The sequence below is a fragment of the Mycobacterium sp. 852002-51613_SCH5001154 genome, from assembly GCF_001667425.1.
In the GTDB taxonomy this organism is placed as follows: domain Bacteria; phylum Actinomycetota; class Actinomycetes; order Mycobacteriales; family Mycobacteriaceae; genus Mycobacterium.
The window spans coordinates 17,689-38,348 of record NZ_LZII01000083.1; the positions used below are offsets into that span (position 1 = coordinate 17,689).

Annotated in this window: 18 protein-coding genes; 12 read left to right on the forward strand and 6 right to left on the reverse strand. The window is 67.4% G+C overall.

What is annotated here, in order from left to right:
- Positions 1 to 6 precede the first annotated feature (6 nt).
- Genes A5750_RS21915 through acsA form a run of 4 tightly spaced genes read right to left on the reverse strand, consistent with a single transcriptional unit; the run spans position 7 to position 4,983 of the window.
- On the reverse strand, positions 7 to 1,245 hold the full coding sequence (locus tag A5750_RS21915) for a dihydrolipoamide acetyltransferase family protein (protein WP_067265656.1): 1,239 nt from the start codon (positions 1,243 to 1,245) through the stop codon (positions 7 to 9).
- Complete coding sequence (locus tag A5750_RS21920) at positions 1,242 to 2,219, reverse strand: alpha-ketoacid dehydrogenase subunit beta (RefSeq protein WP_067265659.1); 978 nt, start codon at positions 2,217 to 2,219, stop codon at positions 1,242 to 1,244. Before A5750_RS21920 ends, A5750_RS21915 begins: the two co-directional genes overlap by 4 nt.
- Complete coding sequence (gene pdhA / locus A5750_RS21925) at positions 2,216 to 3,187, reverse strand: pyruvate dehydrogenase (acetyl-transferring) E1 component subunit alpha (protein ID WP_067265662.1); 972 nt, start codon at positions 3,185 to 3,187, stop codon at positions 2,216 to 2,218. The genes A5750_RS21920 and pdhA overlap by 4 nt, the downstream gene beginning before the upstream one ends.
- On the reverse strand, positions 3,184 to 4,983 hold the full coding sequence (gene acsA / locus A5750_RS21930; RefSeq protein WP_067265669.1) for an acetate--CoA ligase: 1,800 nt from the start codon (positions 4,981 to 4,983) through the stop codon (positions 3,184 to 3,186). The genes pdhA and acsA overlap by 4 nt, the downstream gene beginning before the upstream one ends.
- Positions 4,984 to 5,160: 177 nt before the next feature.
- Between acsA and A5750_RS21935 the strand changes: the two genes are divergently transcribed.
- The 12 genes from A5750_RS21935 (at position 5,161) to A5750_RS21990 (ending at position 15,995) form a co-directional block, all read left to right on the forward strand.
- A complete protein-coding gene (locus tag A5750_RS21935) occupies positions 5,161 to 6,144 on the forward strand; it encodes an NAD(P)H nitroreductase (protein WP_067265671.1) in 984 nt (327 codons plus the stop codon).
- Between the two features lie 46 nt (positions 6,145 to 6,190).
- Positions 6,191 to 6,460 carry a DUF1918 domain-containing protein gene (locus A5750_RS21940; protein ID WP_067265673.1) on the forward strand — a complete coding sequence of 90 codons (270 nt, stop codon included), beginning with the start codon at positions 6,191 to 6,193 and terminating at the stop codon, positions 6,458 to 6,460.
- Between the two features lie 8 nt (positions 6,461 to 6,468).
- A complete protein-coding gene (locus A5750_RS21945; protein ID WP_067265674.1) occupies positions 6,469 to 6,708 on the forward strand; it encodes a hypothetical protein in 240 nt (79 codons plus the stop codon).
- A gap of 122 nt (positions 6,709 to 6,830) precedes the next feature.
- On the forward strand, positions 6,831 to 8,870 hold the full coding sequence (locus A5750_RS21950) for an erythromycin esterase family protein (RefSeq protein ID WP_067265677.1): 2,040 nt from the start codon (positions 6,831 to 6,833) through the stop codon (positions 8,868 to 8,870).
- Positions 8,871 to 8,890: 20 nt separating this feature from the next.
- Positions 8,891 to 9,883 carry a 1-phosphofructokinase family hexose kinase gene (locus A5750_RS21955; protein ID WP_067265682.1) on the forward strand — a complete coding sequence of 331 codons (993 nt, stop codon included), beginning with the start codon at positions 8,891 to 8,893 and terminating at the stop codon, positions 9,881 to 9,883.
- Between the two features lie 68 nt (positions 9,884 to 9,951).
- On the forward strand, positions 9,952 to 10,719 hold the full coding sequence (locus tag A5750_RS21960; RefSeq protein WP_067265685.1) for a universal stress protein: 768 nt from the start codon (positions 9,952 to 9,954) through the stop codon (positions 10,717 to 10,719).
- Positions 10,720 to 10,725: 6 nt separating this feature from the next.
- On the forward strand, positions 10,726 to 11,544 hold the full coding sequence (locus A5750_RS21965; protein WP_066947833.1) for a universal stress protein: 819 nt from the start codon (positions 10,726 to 10,728) through the stop codon (positions 11,542 to 11,544).
- Between the two features lie 59 nt (positions 11,545 to 11,603).
- Positions 11,604 to 12,263, forward strand: a complete 660-nt coding sequence (locus tag A5750_RS21970) for a response regulator transcription factor (protein WP_066947836.1) — start codon at positions 11,604 to 11,606, stop codon at positions 12,261 to 12,263.
- Between the two features lie 171 nt (positions 12,264 to 12,434).
- On the forward strand, positions 12,435 to 14,081 hold the full coding sequence (locus tag A5750_RS21975) for a GAF domain-containing protein (protein WP_197505514.1): 1,647 nt from the start codon (positions 12,435 to 12,437) through the stop codon (positions 14,079 to 14,081).
- 87 nt (positions 14,082 to 14,168) lie between these two features.
- Complete coding sequence (locus A5750_RS21980; protein ID WP_197505500.1) at positions 14,169 to 14,702, forward strand: GNAT family N-acetyltransferase; 534 nt, start codon at positions 14,169 to 14,171, stop codon at positions 14,700 to 14,702.
- 11 nt (positions 14,703 to 14,713) lie between these two features.
- Complete coding sequence (locus A5750_RS21985; protein ID WP_067265688.1) at positions 14,714 to 15,592, forward strand: universal stress protein; 879 nt, start codon at positions 14,714 to 14,716, stop codon at positions 15,590 to 15,592.
- 34 nt (positions 15,593 to 15,626) lie between these two features.
- Positions 15,627 to 15,995, forward strand: coding sequence for an STAS/SEC14 domain-containing protein (locus A5750_RS21990; protein ID WP_067265691.1), 369 nt, complete (start codon positions 15,627 to 15,629; stop codon positions 15,993 to 15,995).
- Between the two features lie 6 nt (positions 15,996 to 16,001).
- On the opposite strand, the gene A5750_RS21995 is transcribed toward A5750_RS21990, so the two are convergent.
- Positions 16,002 to 16,808 carry a universal stress protein gene (locus tag A5750_RS21995; protein ID WP_067265693.1) on the reverse strand — a complete coding sequence of 269 codons (807 nt, stop codon included), beginning with the start codon at positions 16,806 to 16,808 and terminating at the stop codon, positions 16,002 to 16,004.
- Positions 16,809 to 16,931: 123 nt separating this feature from the next.
- Positions 16,932 to 20,606: a trehalose-phosphatase gene (otsB, locus tag A5750_RS22000; RefSeq protein ID WP_231989276.1), complete on the reverse strand. Its 3,675-nt coding sequence runs from the start codon at positions 20,604 to 20,606 to the stop codon at positions 16,932 to 16,934.
- Between the last annotated feature and the right edge of the window lie 54 nt (positions 20,607 to 20,660).

Consider the following 20,660-nt stretch of genomic DNA (forward strand, 5'->3'; position numbering starts at 1 on the left):
TGCGCATCACTTCTCTAGTAGGTCGGGCTGCTGGAGCAGCTCGTTGATCGCGGCCAGGAATAGCGCGCCCCGGTGTCCGTCGCTGGCGCGGTGGTCGGCGGCGAGCGTGGCCTGAACCGTTGTGACGACCCGGATCCCGCCGTCGATCACACAGACCCGCTCGGCCGGTTGGCCGAAGCCCACGATCGCGACCTGCGGCGGGTAGATGACTCCGAAGACCGCGTCGACGCCCTGGTCGCCGAGGTTGGTCAGCGTGATGGTCGGGTCCGACATCTCCGAACTCCGTAGCGAGAAGGACCGTGCCCGCGCCACCAGATCGGTGAGATCGTCCATCAATTCGTCCAGCTTCTTCTCCGGAACGTCGTGGATGGCCGGCGCGACGAGGCCGCCGCCGCGCAGCGAGATCCCGACACCGACGTGCACCCCCGCCGCGGGCTCGAACCCGTCTTCCCGCCAGAATCCGTTGAACTCGCCGAAGCGCTGTGCGGCGACGCCGACGGCCTTCAAGAGCAAGACGGCCGGCAGCACCCGTTCGTCGATGGATCGCTGCGCATTTCTCGTCGTCAGCCAGGACAGCGCCTTTTCCAGCATGATCTCTTCGGCGAGGTAGTAGTGCGGGATCTCCCGCTTCGACCGGCTCATCGCCGCCGCGATCGACTTGCGCATCTGGGTCGCGCGGTCGGCCGCCGTCGCCTTGGCCGCCGGTTGACCGACCGGCTTGACCTCGACCGGCCTGGCTGCGGCCGCATGCTCGACGTCGTTGATGGTGACGGCGCCCTGGGGTCCGGTGCCGCTCACCGCGTCGATATCGACGCTCAGCGAATGGGCCAACCGCCGCGCGGCCGGGGACACCCACCGCCGGTGTCCGGGGGCGGTCGGGGCAGCGCTGGGGACTGGTGTCGGCGTCGGCGGCGCGGTCGCAGGTGCGGTGGCCGGCGTGGCCGCCGGTGCGGGCGCCGAAGTGGTCGCCGCTTCCGGCGACGGACGCGCTGGCGTCTCCGCCTCCTCACCGGGCGCCGTCAGGGTGGCCAATGTCGTTCCTACCTGGACGGTTTCACCGATGGGCACGACGAGCTCGCTGACGATGCCCTCCTGCCAGCATTCGACTTCGACGGCGGCCTTGGTGGTCTCGACGATCGCCACGACCTGTCCGCGTGTCACCTTGTCCCCGGGCTTGACCAGCCACTCGTTCAGGGTGCCTTCATCCATGTCGGAGCCGAGCGAGGGCATCTTGAACTCGATCACGACGGGTCCCCGAACAGGCCCTGCACGGCGGCGACGATCTTGGCGGTCTGGGGGAGGGCCGCCTCTTCCATGTGCTTGGCGTAGGGCATGGGAACTTCGGCGCTGCACACCCGGCCCACCGGTGCATCGAGGTCGTAGAAGGCGCCCTCCATCACGCGCGCGATCACTTCCGCGGCCAGGCTGCCGGTGCGCCACGCCTCGTCGACCACCACCGCCCGATGCGTCTTGCGGACGGACTCCAGGATGGTGGCGTCGTCGAGCGGACGCAGGACCCGCAGATCGATTACTTCGCAATCGATTCCGGCTAGCGAAAGCTCATTGGCGGCGTCGAGCGTCTTCGGCAGGCTGCCGCCGTAGGTGATCAGGGTAACGTCGCTGCCGCTGCGGCGGACCGCCGCCCGGGAGATGTCCGTCGGAGTGAGGACGTCGACATCCGTCGAGGTGTTGTAGAGCTGGACGTGCTCGAAGATCACCACCGGGTCCGGGTCCGCCAGGGCGGGGGCGAGCATGCCGTACGCGTCCTCGACGGTGGCCGGAGCCACCACCTTGATGCCCGGGATGTGGGCGTACCACGGTTCGAGGCTGTGCGAATGCTGGGCGGCGAGCTGGCGCCCAGCGCCCGTCGCCATCCGGACTACGAGCGGTACCGAGAACTGCCCGCCGGACATATGGCGAAGAGCCGCAGCGGTATTGACGATCTGATCGAGAGCCAACAGGCTGAAGTTGACCGTCATGACCTCCACGATCGGGCGCAACCCACCCAGCGCCGCGCCGATTCCGATCCCGACGAAGCCCAGTTCCGACAGTGGCGTGTCCCGCACGCGGTCGGGGCCGAATTCGTCCAGCAGGCCCTTGGAGGCCGCGTAGGTTCCCCCGTAACGCGCGACGTCCTCGCCCATCAGCAATACCCGCGGGTCATCGCGCAGGGCGTCGCGCATGGCGTCGTGCACGGCGGTTCGGTAGCTGGTCTTCATCGCGCCGGCTCCGGAGTCAGCACGTCGCGTTCGAGATCCGCCACGTCCTCCCAGGTTCCGGCCTCGGCGTACGCCACCGCGGCCTCGATCTCGGTGGCCGCCGCGTCTTCGAGCTCACGCACGTCCGCCTCGGACAGTGTGCCGTCGCCCAAACACTTCTCGGTGAACGCCTGGATCGGGTCGCGCTCGCGCCACCGCTCGACTTCGACCTTGTCCCGGTAAAGTTCGGGGTCGAACATCGAATGCGCCCGGAAGCGGTAGGTGCGGAATTCGATGAAGAACGGGCCGCCGGTGTCGCGGACGTGATCGACCCCCTCCTGCGCGGCCGTGTGGCACGCTTCGACGTCCATGCCGTCGACGGCCAGCGTCGGCACGCGGTAGGCGGCCGCCTTGGCGGTGAGATCGGTCTGCGACTGCGCCCGGTCCAGCGCGGTGCCCATCGCGTAAAGGTTGTTCTCGCAACAGAACAGCACCGGAAGGTTCCACAGGGCCGCCATGTTCAACGACTCGTGGAAGGCGCCTTCGGCCACCGCGCCGTCACCGAAGTAGCAGGCGGTCACGCGCTTCTGCTGCAGCATGGCGTCGGCCATGGCGATGCCGACCGCCAATGGCAGGCCACCGGCCACGATCGCGTTGCCTCCGTAGAACCGCTTGTTCCCGTCGAACAAGTGCATCGAACCGCCGCGGCCACGCGAGCAGCCCTCCTGCTTGCCGAACATCTCGGCCATGATCGAGGTCATCGGGATGCCCCGCAACAGGGCGTGCGCATGCTCACGGTAGGTCGCGACCACCGCGTCGTCGTCGGCCAGCGCGCGCAGCGATCCGGCGGCCACGGCTTCCTCACCGACGTAGAGGTGGAGGAATCCGCGAATCTTGGCCGCGCTGTAGAGCTCGGCGCATTTTTCCTCCATGCGCCGCACGCGGATCATGTCCGACAACAGCTCATGGGCCAGTTTCGTATCGGTCACGACGGTACTCCCTCGGATTGGTGGGCCGGGTGCTGCTCGATGGTGGAGGTGTCACCCTCCGGCAGCCCCAGTTCGCGGGCCTTGAGCAGGCGCCGCATGATCTTGCCGCTGCTGGTGTGCGGCAAGGAGTCGACGAACTCGATCTCCTTGGGCGCCACCGTGGCTCCGAGCCGCTTGCGCGCGTGGCCCAGCAGTTCGAGCCGCAGGTCCTCGTCGGCCACGACACCGTCCTTCAGGGTGACGAAGGCTTTGACCATCTCACCGACCGTCGGATCGGGTATGCCGATGACGGCCGCCTCGGCCACCGCCGGGTGATCGGTCAGTGCGCTCTCCACTTCGAACGGCCCGATCAGGTGCCCCGCGGACTTGATCACGTCGTCCTTGCGTCCGACGAACCAGAAGTAGCCGTCGGCGTCTTCCGTCGCGAGATCCCCGGTCAGGTACACGCCGTCCGCGAAGCAGCTGCGGTAGCGCTCCTCGGCGTTGAGGTATCCGCGGAACATCGACGGCCAGCCGGGTTTGAGTGCGAGCTCACCCTCGACGCCGGGTTCGTCGATCACCTCGACGGTGCCGTCGTCGTTGCTGCGAACGATGAAAGCGTCCACCCCGGGCAGCGGGCGGCCCATCGAGCCGGGCTTGATGTCGAACGCGGGCGTGTTGGCGATCATGATGCCGCCCGTCTCGGTCTGCCACCAATTGTCGTGAATGGGCAAGCCCAGCACCCGCTTTCCCCACCAGACGGCCTCCGGATTGAGCGGTTCGCCCACACTGGCGATGAATCGCAAACGCGGAAAGTGGTACTGCGCCGGCAGTTCCGGTCCCGCCTTGATGAGCATCCGAATGGCGGTCGGCGCGGTGTACCACACCGACACGCCCTGGTCCTGCAGGATGCGGTACCACCGTTCGGCGTCGAATTCCGCTTCGTCGACGATGGAGGTCACCCCGTGCAGCAGCGGGCTGATGATGCCGTAGGACGTCCCCGTCACCCAGCCGGGATCGGCCGTGCACCAATAGGTGTCGTCCGGGTGCAGATCGAGTGCATACAGGCCGGTGACGTAGTGCATCGCGACGGCGCCGTGCACGTGGATCGCGCCCTTCGGTGTACCCGTGGTCCCGCTGGTGAAGTGCAGCAAGGCCGGGTCGTCGGCGGTGGTGGGCTCGACCGGCGGGTTCTCATCGGCCGCGTTCACCCATTGCCAGAAGTCGAGGGTCCCCGGCGGCGCACCGCCGCCCTGCCCGTCGTCGACGACGAAGATGTGCCGGACCGACGGCAGCCGATCACGAATTTTGGCGATCTTGCGCTGGTAGATCGCCCTCGTGGTGACCAGGACGTCGGCGCGCCCGAGGTTGACTCGGGTCGCGATCGGCTCCGGCCCGAAGGCCGAGAACAACGGCGAGACGATGCTGCCGTTGCGCAGCGCGCCGAGCATCGAGATGTAGAGCTCGGGGCCACGGGCCATGACGACGAAAACCCGGTCGCCCCGGTTGACGCCCAACGCGCGCAACGCGCTGGAGAATTTCCTCGAGAGTCGGCCGAGCTCGGCGTAGCTGAGGTCGCGGGTGGTGATCACGCCGTCGGAGGGGCGATCGACGACAAACCGCAACGCCGTCCGTGTCGCGGCCGACCCGGCGGTGTGACGGTCAAGGGCGGCGTAGGCGATGTTGCACAGGCCGGGTCCCATGCCCTCGCACAGATCCGGTACGTCAGACCAGTGGAAGTGGGCGCGCTCGTGCTCGTAGTCCGTCAGGTTGGGCCGAACACGATGGTCATGGGCTGTTTTGCGGATGACATCCATCAGGGGTCCTCGGTCGGGGTGGTCGTCTACATCGTTTGCCGCGCGGCGTCGCCGCAATAGAGACAAAGGTCATCAGTCGACCCCGGGTCCAATGACCTGACGCTGGGGACCAAGGACCCTGGCGCGCGATCCACGCATGCCCGAAGGTCCAAGTAACAGTTGGAGAGGCGAAGAACAATGACCCAGACGATGGTCGACAGCAAAGTGCTGACCCGGGCGGTGGAGCTCGCCTGCCGCGCCCCCTCGCTGCACAACAGCCAGCCATGGCGATGGGTTGCCGGCGGCCCGACCGTCGACCTCTTCGCCGACCCGCACCGCATGGTTTCCTCGGCCGACAGCTCGGGACGCGAGTCCATCATCAGCTGCGGCGCGGTGCTCGATCACTTCCGGGTCGCAATGGCCGCCGAGGGGTGGGTCGCCGGCGTCGACGAGTTTCCCAATCCCAACAACCCCGACCACCTGGCCTCCATCGACTTCGTTTCGGCCGACTACGTCGCCGTGGCGCGACGAGACCGCGCGGCGGCGATCCTGCGTCGCAGGACCGACCGGCGTCCGTTCGGCGCCCCGAAGGGGTGGGTGTCCTTCGAGCCGGTGCTGCGGAGCGCCTTCAACCCCGACCTGGCCACCCTCGACGTACTGGCCGACGACGCACTGCCGCGGCTGGTCGAGGCCGCGCACCTCAATGAGGCGCTGCGGCGCTACGACGACCTCTACCATCACGAATTGCGTTGGTGGACAGCGCCCGGCAGGCACGACGACGGCATACCTCAGTCCGCCCTGGTCAACGAGGCGCAGCCCCGTACCGACGGCGTCAACCGCCGGTTCCCCGCCGACGGGCACGCCCGTGGGAGCTCGGCGAGCATCCACGATCAAGCAAAGATCGTTGTCCTGTCAACGCCGGGGGACACCCGTGCGGACGCGTTCCGGTGCGGCCAGGCCCTTTCGGCGGTTCTGCTCGAGTGCACCATCGCCGGACTGGCGACCTGCACCGTGACCCAGGTGACGGAGCTGCAAGCCAGTCGCGACATGATCGCGGAGCTCATACCCGAGACCGAAGCGGTACCCCAAGTCCTGATCCGGGTCGGGACCGCATTCTCGGGCAAGGGAGCTCCCGAACCGACGCCGCGCCGGCCGATGCGCGAGGTCTTGGAGACGCGTTGATAACGCGAGTTAGGTTGCACCGCAATACCTTCGGAAGGAGCTGTTAGTGTTTGCCGATGCAGGTGACTGGCTCGTCATCAAAAGCGGCACGATCGGGAGACCGGATCTGCGCGGGTTGATCACCTCGGTGCGTTCACCGAAGGGGGAACCGCCGTACCGGGTCCGGTGGCTGGCCACCGGGGAGGAGGCGACCGTATTCCCCGGTCCGGACGCGATAGTCGTGACGGCCGCCGAACAGAAGGCCGCCGACGAACGGGCACGCTCACGCATTGCCGCGGTGCAGGCCGCCATCAGGGATCACGCTCGGAGCGGGTAGGAAGCCGAATGCCGCCTACCACAGAGGGATCCCCGTCGATGACCGATGCCGACGTCGATGAGATCGCGTTCGAGTTCCTGCACTCGCCCTATGCCGGCGACAGCTATCTCGATTGGAGCCTGGACCAGCGCCTGGACGGCTTTCTCCGCCACCGCGGATTGCCCCGGCTGGTGGACGACGGTGACGCCTACGGCCTGATCCTCAACCGGGTCATGGCCTATATCGGCGAGCTGCGCCGCAGAAGCTGAGCCGACGAACGACCCGCAAGCCTGGGACTTCGTGCCCTACCGCCGATTACGGCGGGCTGGTCGGATGAATTCGTCGATGGTCAAGATCGAGGAGACTGCCATGACTACAGGCGCGGTGTGTGATGACCAGAGCAGCTGACGCCACCCGACGCTCGCCGCGGCGGGTGTTCCGTGACCGTGCGGAGGCGGGCCGCGTGCTGGCGGACCTTCTCGGTGCTTACCGCGATCGGCACGATGTGATCGTGCTGGGCTTGGCGCGCGGCGGCATACCCGTCGCATGGGAGGTGGCGGCGGCGCTGCATGCCCCGCTGGATGCCTTCATCGTGCGCAAGCTCGGTGCCCCCGGCCATGAGGAGTTCGCCGTGGGGGCGTTGGCGAGCGGGGGCCGCGTCGTGGTCAACGACGACGTCGTGCGCGGCCTGCGTATCACCCCGCAGGAATTGCGTGCCGTCGCCGAGCGTGAAGGCCGGGAGCTGATCCGGCGCGAGGCCGCCTATCGCGACGGGCGTCCGCCCGTGGACGTGGCCGGCAAGACGGTGATCCTGGTCGACGACGGATTGGCTACCGGCGCAAGCATGTTCGCGGCGGTCCAGGCGCTCCGCGAGGCCGAGCCCGCACACATCGTCATCGCCGTGCCGGCGGCCCCCGAGTCCACGTGCCGGGAATTCGCCGGTCAGGTCGACGACGTCGTCTGCGCGAGCATGCCCACTCCGTTTTTCGCGGTCGGGGAGTCGTTCTGGGATTTCCGGCAGGTGACCGACGAAGAGGTCCGCCGGCTCCTCGCGACGCCCACCACCGGCATCCCGGCGAGGGCCGCGGCGCGGACCCCGGCCGAGGTGATCGCCCGGCTGGCCATCGATGCGCCGGCGGGCGTCCCGCCGCGTGACGCCCTGGATGAGTTGATCGGCGATGCGCGCATCGTGCTGATCGGCGAAAGCTCGCATGGCACACACGAGTTCTACGAGGCCCGCGCGGAAATCACGAAGTGGTTGATCGAGGAGAAAGGCTTCTGTGCCGTCGCGGCGGAGGCGGACTGGCCCGACGCCTACCGGGTGAATCGCTACGTTCGCGGCATCGGGGACGACACCAGCGCCGACGAGGCGCTGAGCGGATTCGAGCGGTTCCCCGCGTGGATGTGGCGCAACACAGTCGTGCGTGACTTCGTCGAGTGGCTGCGCACCCGAAACCGCCTGCACGAGAACAACGGGCAGCGCCAGGCCGGCTTCTACGGGCTGGATCTCTACAGCCTGCACCGGTCGATGCAGGAAGTGATCGGCTACCTCGACAACGTCGACCCCACGGCGGCGGCGCGGGCGCGCGAACGTTATGCCTGCTTCGACCACGCCTCGGCGGACGACGGCCAGGCGTACGGCTTCTCGGCCGCCTTCGGCGCCGGCCCATCGTGTGAACAGGATGCCATCGATCAACTGGTCGACATGCAGCGCAACGAACTGGCGTACGTGCGCAGGGACGGTCTGCTCGCCGAGGACGAATTGTTCTACGCCCACCAGAACGCCCAGACGGTGCACAACGCGGAGGTTTACTACCGGGCGATGTTCAGCGGGCGAGTCACCTCGTGGAACCTGCGCGACAAACACATGGCCCAGACGCTCGAGGCGCTGCTGAAGCATCTTGACCGCCACCAAGACATTCCCTCGGCACGAATCGTCGTGTGGGCCCACAACTCTCACGTCGGGGACGCCCGCGCCACCGAAGTCTGGGCCGATGGACAACTCACACTGGGCCAACTGGTCCGGCAGCGGCACGGCGACGAGGCACGCCTGATCGGCTTCAGCACCTACACGGGCACGGTCACCGCCGCCAGCGACTGGGGTGGCATCGCCGAGCGTAAGGTCGTGCGCCCGGCGCTCAACGGAAGCATCGAAGAACTCCTGCACGAGACACACAGGAGCGAATTCCTGGTGTCGGCACACATCAGCCCGGGGGCCGCGGAACCGCTGAGCGCGGTCCGGTTAGGGCGCGCCATCGGCGTGATCTACCGCCCCGAGACCGAACGGCAGAGCCATTACTTCCACGTCCGCCCCGCCGACCAGTTCGACGCGATGATCCACATCGATAGGACCCGGGCGCTGGAACCCCTTGAGGTCACCAGCCTCTGGATCGCCGGCGAAACGCCGGAAACGTACCCGAGCGGCCTCTAACCCCCGCGGAGCCAACCAAAATGGAGATGCCTTCCGACCCGGTTCGCCGAACTCGAATCGTGACGTTGACCATGAATCCCGCGCTCGACATCACGACGAGTGTCGGCGTCGTGCGGCCGACCGATAAGTTGCGCTGCTCTGCGACGCGTTACGACCCGGGCGGAGGCGGCATCAACGTCGCCCGGATCGCGAAGGTCCTTGGTAGCTCGGTGCTGGCGGTGTTTCCCGCGGGCGGCTCGCACGGGGGTCTCGTCACGACCCTGCTCGGCGAGGCGGAAGTCCCGTTCCGGCAGGTTCCGATCGCTGCCCAAACGCGCGAGAGTTTCACCGTCAACGAGACCAGCACCGGCCAGCAATACCGGTTTGTGCTGCCCGGACCGGAGCTGACAGTCCTCGAGCAGGAGCAATGCCTCGACCAATTGCGGTCGGCAGCCCAATCGGCCGAAGTCGTTGTGGCAAGCGGAAGTCTGCCACCGGGGGTACCCGCCGACTACTATCAGCGGGTTGCCGACCTCTGCCGGCAGATGGGCGTCAAGCTCGTCCTGGACACCTCCGGCGGCGGCTTGCAGCACATCTCCTCAGGGGTATTCCTGCTCAAGGCGAGCGTGCGAGAACTCAGGGAATGCGTCGGTCGCCGACTCGCCACCGAGTCTGAGCAGCTAGAGGCCGCCCACCAACTCATCGACAGTGGCCGCACACAAGTCGTCGTGGTTTCCCTGGGTTCCTATGGCGCGCTGCTGGCGACACGCCATGCCAGCCAGCGGTTTCCGGCGGTTCCGATGCCGGGGGGGAGTGGTGTCGGGGCGGGCGATGCGATGGTTGCCGCGATCACGGTGGGCCTCACGCAGGGGTGGCCGCTGGCCAAGTCGGTTCGTTACGGGATCGCGGCGGGAGCGGCGATGCTGATGACACCCGGTACGGCGGTGTTTGAACGGGCCGACATAGAGCGATTGTTCGAGCTGGTCGCCGAACCGGCAGAGGTGGGGACGAACGACTTCGCGGCTGAGGCCTAACGACCCCTGCTGAGCGGGCGCGGCCGCAATAGCCTGAAATTGCGCGATCGGAACAATCAGGAGCCGACATGAGCCAGCTGGACGCCAAGGCGGTGATCGTGGGCGTCAACGGCTCTCAGGCCGCGGTCAACGCCGCGAAGTGGGTGATCGACGAGGCGATAGGTCGGCAGCTGCCACTTCGCCTGGTATATGTGATGCCGCGCAGACCGGCGCGCCCCGGATCGGCGCCGCGTTCCGAATGGGAGGTCGAACGCGGCGAAATGGCGCTGGCCGAAGCGGAGTGCGCCATACAGAGCGAACGGAAGCCGGTCGAGATCGAGACGGCGATCGTCTCCGGCGATCCCGCGGAGGCGTTGATCAACCAATCCCGGGACGCGGCCCTGGTGTGTGTCGGCACCGCCAGGCGCGGATGGGCATCCGACGGGCTGTTGGGCCCGACAGCCACGGGTCTGGTGGCGCGGGCGCACTGCCCGGTCGCGATCATTCGTACTTCCGACGGATTGCCGACGGAGCTCGGTGTGATCGCCGTCGTGCTCACCGATGAGCCCGACAACGACGAGGTGGTGCACCAAGCCATGGAGGAAGGGCGGCGCCGCCACGCCATCGTGCGCCAAATCGACCGGCGAGTGAACAGCTGGGTCCGCCGCTATCCGGACGTCCGCGTCCAGACGGTGGCCGCGGGGACCGGCGCGAAATACGGCGGAAAGCCCGGTAGCGCAATCGAACTGGCGGTGGTGGGTAGTGCCGACGCGGAAGAGATGTCCGCGCTGGCCACCCCGAACTGCCATCCGATCGTCGGCTACCCCGACTGCTCGGTGCTTGTCGTCCGCCACTGAGGCCCGATGACGCAGCCAGCCAGAACCAAGTCGATCGTCGCCGGTGTCGACGGTTCCAAAGCGGCGATACGCGCGGCGCTGTGGGCGGTCGACGAGGCGGCGAGTCGTGACGTTCCGCTACGCCTGCTGTGCGCGACCGACCCCGGGGACGGCGAACAATCCGCGCAGCTGGCGGTCCGCCAGGCGGTGACGGCGATCCGAGCCGCGGGCACGCCGGTGCAGATCGAGACGGAGATCGTCCACGGACCCGCGGTCGGATCGCTGATCCGCTCGTCGGCGTCGGCCGCGATGGTCTGCGTGGGCGCCGTCGGACTGCGCCACTTTCAGCCGGGCCGCGTCGGCTCCACCGCGGCGGCACTGGCCGTATCGGCCCGCTGTCCGGTGGCGATCGTCCGGGGTCGCGACGGTCATCGCGGGCGGCCCGCAGAAAGCGCCGTCGTCGAGATAGCCGGGTCCCCGGATTCGGTGCTGCTCGGAGCCGCCATCGAAGAGGCGGTGCTGCGCGGCGCCGCGCTCGAGGCGGTCGTCTCGCGGCGAACGGGGCGGGCCGAGCACGGTGATACCGAGGCCGATCGCCGCGCACTCGCCGACCTGGATCGCCGCCTGTCCGGGTGGAAGCGACGCCATCCGCAGCTACGGGTCGAATCGATGGCGATACACGTCGGCCTGCTGGACTATCTGGCCGGACACCGTGGACCGGTCGGCTTGGTGATCGTCGGCGCCGACAATCGTCAGCACGTCGCCGAGCTTGTCGGACCCGTCGGCAGTTCGGTGATGGCGGACGCGAACTGTTCGCTGTTGATCGTGAATCGGCAACATTTGTGAAATTTGTACGATAGTTAATGTGTGATAGGGAGGTCCCACGACCGGCGGAAGGATTCTTGATGGTCAAGGTTTTCCTGGTCGATGACCATGAGGTCGTCCGGCGCGGCCTCGCCGATCTCCTGGCGGCGGACCCCGAGCTCGAGATCGTCGGCGAGGCGGGCTCCGTCTCCGAGGCGAAGGCGCGGATACCGGCGCTGCAACCCGACGTCGCCGTCCTTGACGTGCGGCTTCCCGATGGCAACGGCATCGAACTGTGCCGCGACCTGGTGTCCGATCACCCCGACCTGCGCTGCCTGATGCTGACGTCGTTCACCTCCGACGAAGCGATGCTGGAGGCGATTCTGGCCGGCGCCAGCGGTTACGTGGTCAAGGACATCAAGGGCATGGAGCTGGCCCACGCCATCAAGGAGGTCGGCGCCGGCAAATCCCTGCTGGATAACCGCGCGGCGGCCGCCCTGATGGCCAAGCTCCGCGGCGCGGCGGAGCGCGAAGACCCGCTGTCCGGGCTTACCGAACAGGAGCGGACGCTGCTTGGCCTGCTCAGCGAGGGCCTGACCAACCGGCAGATCGCCGCGCGGATGTTCCTCGCCGAGAAGACGGTGAAGAATTACGTGTCGCGGTTGCTGGCCAAACTCGGCATGGAGCGCCGGACGCAGGCGGCGGTGTTCGCGTCCAAGTTGGACCAACGGCCCGGCCATCCCACCGCGCCGCCGGAATAGGCGAGACGTCACGCCACCGACAACAGCCATTCGCTTGGGTGCTTGACATTTTGCGATTAGGCTGATCTTGACATTCAAGCGTTTGGTGTGTGGCGGAGGTCTATCGGGGTGACGAGCGACGACGGCGGCTCGGCATTCGCCGGACTCGGCCAGCGGGGCCTGGTCAGCAGGATGCACCAGCAACTCGACGAGATGCTGGCGGCCCGCGACCAGATGGAACAGCTGCTGCGGGTCATCGTCGAGATCGGCGCGGGCCTCGACCTCGACGCCACGCTGCACCGGATCATTGGCGCGGCGAGGAGGTTGGCCTCCGCCCCCTACGGCGCGCTGGCCATCCGCGACCCCGAGGGCAACCTGCTCTCGTTCGTCCACGAGGGGATGGATGCCGACACGGTGGCCAAAATCGGGCACCTGCCGGTGGGCAAGGGCCTGCTCAGCCTGTCGGTGATGGACACGCCGGCGTTGCGGATGGACGACCTGACCTCCCATCCGGCCGCCGTCGGGTTTCCCGAGCACCACCCCCCGATGCGCGGCTTCCTCGCGGTGCCGATCACCATTCGAGGCACCGTGTTCGGCAACCTCTACCTCACCCACGTCGAGCCGCAGCGGACATTCTCCGAGTCCGACGAGGTGGCCGCTCGCGCCCTGGCGTTCGCCGCCGCGATCGCGATCGACAACGCGCAGGTGTTCGAACGCGAGCGGACGGCCGCGAAGTGGATGGAGGCCAGCCGCGAGATCACCACCGCGCTGCTGTCCAGCGCCGAGCCGCACCGGCGCCCGCTGCAGCTGATCGCCGAACGTGCCCGGGCCCTGACCGACGCCGAGCAGGCGATCGTCCTGGTGCCGGCCGATCCCGACCTGCCCGACGACGAGGTCGACACGCTGGTGGTCTCGGCGGCGGTGGGCGTGCACGCCGCCGAGGTCGTAGGCCAACAGGTCCCGGTGGAGGGTTCCACCAGCGGGGCCGTTTTCCGGTCCGGCGAACCGCTGATCACCGAGACGTTGCGGTACCCGATTCAGGCATTCACCGATGTCGGGCAGCGGCCGGCCATCCTGATGCCGCTGCGCGCCCGCGACGAAGTCGTCGGCGTGATCGCCATCGCCCGCGGCAGCCACGAGGCACCCTTCGACGACAGCTACCTCGATCTGGTCAGCGATTTCGCCACACATGCCGCGATGGCGCTCGTGCTCGCGTCGGCCCGCGACGACGCGCGCCAGCTGACCATCCTGGCCGAGCGCGAACGCATCGCCCACGACCTGCACGACCACGTCATCCAGCGGCTTTTCGCCGCCGGCATGGACCTGCAGGGAACCCTGGCCCGGGCGCGCTCCCCGGAGGTGGCCGACCGGCTCAACCGCACGCTGGACGATCTGCAAACCATCATCGAGGAGATCCGCACGACGATCTTCCAGCTGAAATCCCCCTCGGGTAAGAACGACTTCCGGCAGCGCATCCAACAGGTGGTCGCCGACCTGACCGAGAACCGGGACATCGTGACCACCGTGCGCATGCACGGGCCCATGACCGCCGTCGGCGGCGAGCTTGCCGACCACGCCGAGGCCGTGAGCACAGAAGCGGTCAGCAATGCCCTGCGTCATTCGGGGGCATCGCGGCTGACCGTCGAGATCAGCGTCGCCGACATGTTCGTCCTCGACATCGTCGACAACGGCTCCGGCATACCCCACGGCAACACGCGGCGCAGCGGCCTGGCCAACATGAAGCGCCGCGCCGAACGACTGGGCGGGGCCTGCGAGATCACCGGCCCCCCGGAGGGTGGTACCCGGGTGCACTGGGTGGCCCCGCTGATCGACCAATAGCGGTCGCCCCGAACGGGACCAATGGGAGGGGCCATGGGGTCTAACGGCCCTGCCCGGCCGCGCCGCCGCCGAATATCGTCGGGGATTGTGAGTAATCGATCGGTGGACGCCGCGGCTACTGCTCGGTTGCTCGATGGACGGCTGGTGTCGTTGCGTCCCTTGACCGTCGCCGACTCCGAGGCCGTTTCGGCGCTGCATCAACAGCTGTCCGATCACGACCGGTACTTTCGTTTCTTCACGCTGCAGCTGTCGCCGCTGCACGAACTCGTAGCCAAGCTGACCGAGCCGGCGGACGGGCTGTACGCCCTCGGTGCCTTCGACGCCGATCGGTTGATCGGCGTGGCCCACTACGTCGTCGTCGACAACCCGAACGCGGCCGAGGTCGCGGTCGTGGTCGCCCACCAAGACCATTCGGTGGGCGTGGGCACGGCCCTGCTCAAGCACCTGGCCCCGATCGCCCGCGCCCGCGGAATCGGGCGGTTCGTGGCGGACGTCCTCGGCGAGAACCACCTCATGCTTACGGTCTTCTTCGATCTCGGCTGGCCTTGCAGGCCAATCGATTACGGGTCTATTCGGCACCTCGAGATCGAGCTGCCCCAATTTGACGAAACGCCGGCGTAGAGGAGCGGAAAATGACGGCAGACGCGAAAGAATACGGAGTACTGGTGTGTGTTGACGGGTCGGCCGCATCCGACGCCGCCGTCGCCTGGGGGACACGCGAGGCCATCATGCGTGACCTGGCCATCACGCTGATGTACGTCGTTCCGCCCATCGTGGTCGGCTGGCCGGTGGGGCAACTCTATGCCGAGATGCCCGACTGGCAACAGGACAGCGCTCAGCACGTGATCGACCAGGCCCGCAAGACACTCAGCGCCAGCCTGGGCGCGTCCGAATCGCCCGAAATACACACCGAGACCGTCTATTCCGCCATCGTCCCGGCGCTGATCGAGGCCTCCAAGAAGGCCTGGGTGCTGGTCGCCGGAAACCAGGGACTGGGAGCGGTGGGCCGCTTGCTGCTCGGCTCGGTAACCACGGGACTCGTGCACTACGCCCATTGCCCGGTCGCGGTAATCCACACCGGCGACAAGGCGGACCCGGACCCCGCCGCGCCCGTGGTGCTGGGCATCGACGGATCCCCTTCCTCCGAAGAGGCGACCGCCCTGGCCTTCGACGAAGCCTCGCGCCGCGGGGTGGGGCTGGTGGCCCTGCACGTGTGGAGCGACGTGGGCGTATTCCCCATCCTCGGCATGGACTGGCATGACCGGGAGCAAGAGGCGCACGAGATCCTCGCCGAACGCCTGGCCGGCTGGCAAGAACGCTATCCCGACGTGCACGTCGAGCGGAAACTGTTCTGCGACAAGCCGTCCGAATGGCTGCTTAAGGAATCCGAACACGCCCAACTGGTGGTGGTCGGCAGCCGCGGCCGGGGTGGGTTTCCCGGCATGCTGCTCGGCTCGGTGAGTTCGGCGGTGGCCCAGTCGGCGCGGGTGCCCGTGCTGGTCGTCCGCTGACAATCAGGATCGATGCCCGCGAAGGAGGCTTCCGATGATCGAGCTGCTCCCGGACATGCCGGAGAATGTGATCGGCATCCGCGTGTCGGGCCGCCTGCGCGGTGACGAGCTGCGCGACTTCACGCTCGAGATAGACCAGGTGCTCCAGACGGGCGAGGTCAGGATCGTCGAGGTCATAGCGTCCGACTACGAGGGATTCGGGCCGGGTGGGTTCCTCGAGGATCTCAAGCTGGGCTTCGGCACCGTCCTGCCGCACCATTCGGCGTTCAAGCGGATCGCGGTGGTCTCCGACAAGGACTGGGTCGCTCCCGTGCTGCACGCGGTGGCGTGGATGGTTCCCGGCGAGATCGCCGTGTTCGGGCTTGACGAGCTGGACCGCGCCAAGGATTGGGCGGCCGGATAGCCGCCGTCAGTCGCGGATGACGAGCACCGAACATCCGGTGTTGCCGCCTGGATGCGGGGTGATCGGCCCGACCATGCGGGCGACCTTGTCGGCATCCTCGCTGCCCACGACCGCGAGCTGGACGGGTTCTTTTGTGCACGTGAGGAATTCGGCCGCCCCACGCCTTGCCGCGGCGGGTTGGACGTGCACCTGGCGATGCTGCGATACCCAGGGTCCGAGCCGCTGATCGAGCTGGTGGTAGGGAATCTCGCCGAGGCCCCACCGCCAGACGCCCATCGCCAGGATCGGTGCGTCACGAAGGCGCGCCTCGCGGAACCCGTGCTCGAGCACCGCATCGTTGGCGTCCGACTCCTCGACGGCCACGGCGACGTATCCGCCATCCTGATCGGCGCCGTCGCGGCTGCTGCGGATGACGGCCACCGGGCAGTGCGCCTTCTTCACCAGGGTATGCGCGGTCGAGCCGAGGACCTTGCGGGCCACCCAGCCCGTCCCCACCGAACCCACACACACCATTGCGGCGTCGCGTGATTCGTCGATCAACGCGTCCTCCGAGGAACCGCGGACGACGTCGCATTCGACCTTGACCGGCGCGCCCATCTCCTGCAGCGCCGCGTCGGCGGCGCGCAACGACGATTGGGCGTATTCGATGTCCAAGCCGTCATCGCCCGCACCCCGTCTCGGTATGGCATGGATCAGCCGGAGCGGGATGTTGCGGCTGACGGCCTCCGCGGCTGCCCATTTGGCCGCGTTGATCGCGGCGGCCGAGCCGTCGATACCTACCACGATCCGCTGCGACGACTGCGGATTGTTCATCGAGTCCTCCTCTATGACTGACCACCGGGACATCGATGGCCCGTCACTGGCCACGTTATGGGCAGACGGCTTGGTTCAGCAGGGTCGTTCGACCCACGTTCGGAGGAATTGGTCACCCCGGCTTCAGGCGACCTCGACCGTGTGCCCGGGCGCCAGCTGCTGCAATCGGCCACGGCATTCCACCGCGACCGATGCACTGTTGCCCGCCTCGGAGGTCAGCTCGGCTGCTCGCCCGCTGACCCGAAGGTGTAGCCGCTGGCCGCGATATAGGAAGGGAAACTCGATGGAGCCCAACGTATCCGGCCATTGCGGGCTGAGGATCAGCCGGTCGTCGCGGGTTTCGAGTCCGGTGAAACACCGTTGCAGCAGATCGATGCTGCCGGCCATCGCGGCCAGGTGTATCCCTTCCGACGTGGTGCCGCCCTGGATGTCGGCGACGTCGGAAGCCAATACCTGCACGAAGTACTTCATGGCGTGATGCCGGTTGCCACGGGTGAGGACCCACGCATGTACGACGGCGCTCAGGCTGGAACCGTGGGAAGTGCGTTTGAGGTAGTAATCCACGGTTTCCGGGATCTGCTCGGGCGCGAAGCGGTAACCGAGCCGGCCCAACAGAGCCAGCAACTCGTCCGACGACAGCAAGTAGAACAGCATCAGCGCATCGGCCTGCTTGGACGCCTTATAGTTGTTGACGCTGTCGTTCTCGGCCTCCAGGATGCGGTCGAGCCGCTGGATGTTCCCGTACCGCCGCCGGTACTCCTCCCAATCCAGTTCCGCCAGTTCGGCATAACCTTCGAACTGGCTGATCACACCGTCATGGAAGGGCACGAACATCCGGCGCGTCACGCGGTCCCACCTATCGAGTTCGTCGGCGGTGAGATCCACCTTCGCCACCAGATCGAGTCGGTCCCGCAGCGGTAACAGATCGAGCGCGTCCATCGCCCGCATGATCACCCAGACGGCCATCACATTGGTGTATGCGTTGTTGTCGATGCCGTCGTATTCCTTGCCGGGGTAACCCGAATGGAATTCATCGGGTCCGATGACGCCACGGATCGTGTAGCGTCCGCGGGTCTCGTCCAGTTTCGCCAGACCGGCCCAGAACCGCGCGATCTCCACCAGCATCTCGGCCCCGTAGTCGACAAGCAACTGGCGGTCACCCGACACCTGATAGTGCTGCCAGAGGTCATAGGCGATGGAGAGACCGACATGATGCGCGCGGCCGCTCGGATCCGGGTTCCACCGCCCGGACTGCGGATTGAGGTGCATCTCCTGGCTGACCTCTCGGCCGTCGCTACCCGACTGCCAGGGATACATCGCGCCGAGGTGACCCGCCACCCGCGCTGCGCGGCGGGCCTCGGGCAGCCGCCGATACCGGTAAAGCACCAGTGACCGGGTGACGTTCGGCATTCGCACGCCGAGAACCGGGGCCACGAATAACGCGTCCCAGAAAACGTGCCCGCGGTACGCCTCGCCGTGTAGGCCCCGCGCGGGGACGCCGGCGTCGAGGTCGGCGGTGTGCGGCGAGATCGTCTGCAGCAGGTGCACCGAGTGCAGCCGCAGGATGCGCAGCGCGTCGGCGCTGTCGGTGCCGTCGGCCAGGCCGATGGCGCATTGTTCCCACAGCAGAGCCCACGCCCGGGCATGCTGACGATGCAGCTCGGCGTATCGGCCGGCGGAGTCGAGGTGCAGCTGGGCGGTGCTCGCCGGTTCCGAGATGGCGCTGTCCCGGCTCGTGAAGATGGTCGCGACCTTTTCCAGCGTGACCGATTGCCCCACCGCGAGCGCGACCTGGATGTCGTGCCCGCCGCGGCCGGCTTCCCGCACGATTTTGTATTGCGCAACGGCCCGAGCGTCGTCGCACCACGCGGTGCTGCGCGCGGCCACCGCGATGCTGATGCGTGATTGCGACGTTTCGGTGCGCAATATCGCCGAGTCGGCCGCGGACTCGTCGACCACGGTTGACGCGAGGTGCGTGCTCGACAACGAACGGTAGCGCTCGACCATGCTATTGCACACGTTGCCGTCCAGCACTGACCGGAATTCGACTGTGCCCGACCAGTTCTCAGCAACTATCGTGGTTTGCATGGCGAGCAAGTGCGGCTGGTCCATGGACGCGAACCGTTCTTGGGTCATGGCTGTGATCTGGCCCGCGCCGTCCCGGAATCGCAGGGTGCGGGTCAACGTCGCATGCCTCAGGTTGAACGTCTGCCGGTAGGACAACAATTCTGTGTCGTCAATGTGAAACCAAGGACCGCCGTTGATCCGGAAGGTCAGCGAGAGCCAGTTGGGGAGGTTGACCAGGCTTTCGTTCTCGATGGTCCGGCCGGCAATGCGATCGACCAGCGTGTTGTAGACGCCGGCCACATACGTCCCCGGGTAATGCGCCTCGGCTGCCGTAGCCTCCGGGGCGCAGCCACGGGTGGCGACGTAGCCGTTACCAACGGTGCACAGTGTTTCGCGCAGTCGCTCGTACGCGGGGTCATATCCCTCGTAGACCAGCTCCCACGGATCGCTTGGCTCGGCCGCCGCGTGGAGATCGTTGGCCAGGCGCCGGATGAAATCACACACTGCGGACGGACTCACCAGGCTGAACAGCGCGGCGCAGGGGCGATCCCCGTCCTCGTTGTGCCGCAACGCAATTCCGATGCCGTCGAATTGGACGGCGTCGAAGGCGTCCTCGTCGGCAAGGTCTTCGCCGACATAGATCGGTAGCACGGTGCCGCTGCCCGTTCCCTCGATGTGTTCGAGGATCCAGTTGAGCGTCCTGCCCTTGTCCCCATCGACCCTGGGCCGAAGTTCGATGAGTCTGCGCCCCGCTGTGATCCGCAGGCCCTGGGATCGGCCGAGCTTGCGTGTCGCCGCGATCACGTGGTCGACCTGTTCGGGGTCGACGTTTCGGTAGTGAACCGCGACGGCAAAGCGCTTGTGCTCCAAGCGGATTCCGGGGATGTCGCCGAGCAGCTCCGCTAGTCGGTGGGCCGCGCGTGCCAGGGCGGCGGTGGCACCGATGGCTGCCGCGTTCTCGTGGTGGGTGCCGTCCGGTGCCACGAGCTCGAAGCCGTGACTGCCCGCATACCAGATTCCCTCGACGTTCACGCGTTCACGAAGATCGCCCAGATCGCGGCCGCTAATCACCGCGACGGGGCACTGGGTCGCCAGCGCGCGCAGCGCTTCGGCGGCGCCCTCGACCAGGGTGGCGGCCTCCGGCTCGGCGACGATCTCGGACAGCGTGCCGTCGAAGTCGAGGAACACCGCCGGGCGCCGGCTGGCCACCAGTTCCTTCAACTGGCTGTAGACCGCCATCGCGTCGGCGATGGTCGACAACGGTTTGCCGCCGGACTGCACCGAGACCTCGGCAAGATCGCCGACGACGATGTCCGCCCCGCGGGACAGCAATTCGCCGGCTCCTCCGTTGCGCTCCAGACCGATGACGAGGCCGAAGCCGGCATCGCGGCCCGCCGCGATACCCGCGTCGCTGCAGTCGATCAGGACGCAACGGCCCGGCCGCACGCCCAGGTGCGCCACGGTCATGGTCAGCGCCGCATCGGCGCGCTCGCCGTCGCCGGCGGCGCAGACGAGTTCGTCGACCCCCGCGGCGCGCAGCACGGATTCGCAGTCCCGGGTGGACGAATAGGCGGCGGTGGCGACGTCGACGTCGCGCACTCGCTGCAGAAATCCGGCGGTCGAACCGCGGGCTTCAACCACCCCCGGTGCCGGCTCCACGACAACACAGTCGAGCCCGAGAATCACCGCGTCGTGGTAGCGCCTATCGACCGTGACAGGCCATTCGGTCACCTCTGTGACGATGCCACAGCGCCGGCGCTGGTCAAGGCCCTTGGGCGCAAGGGG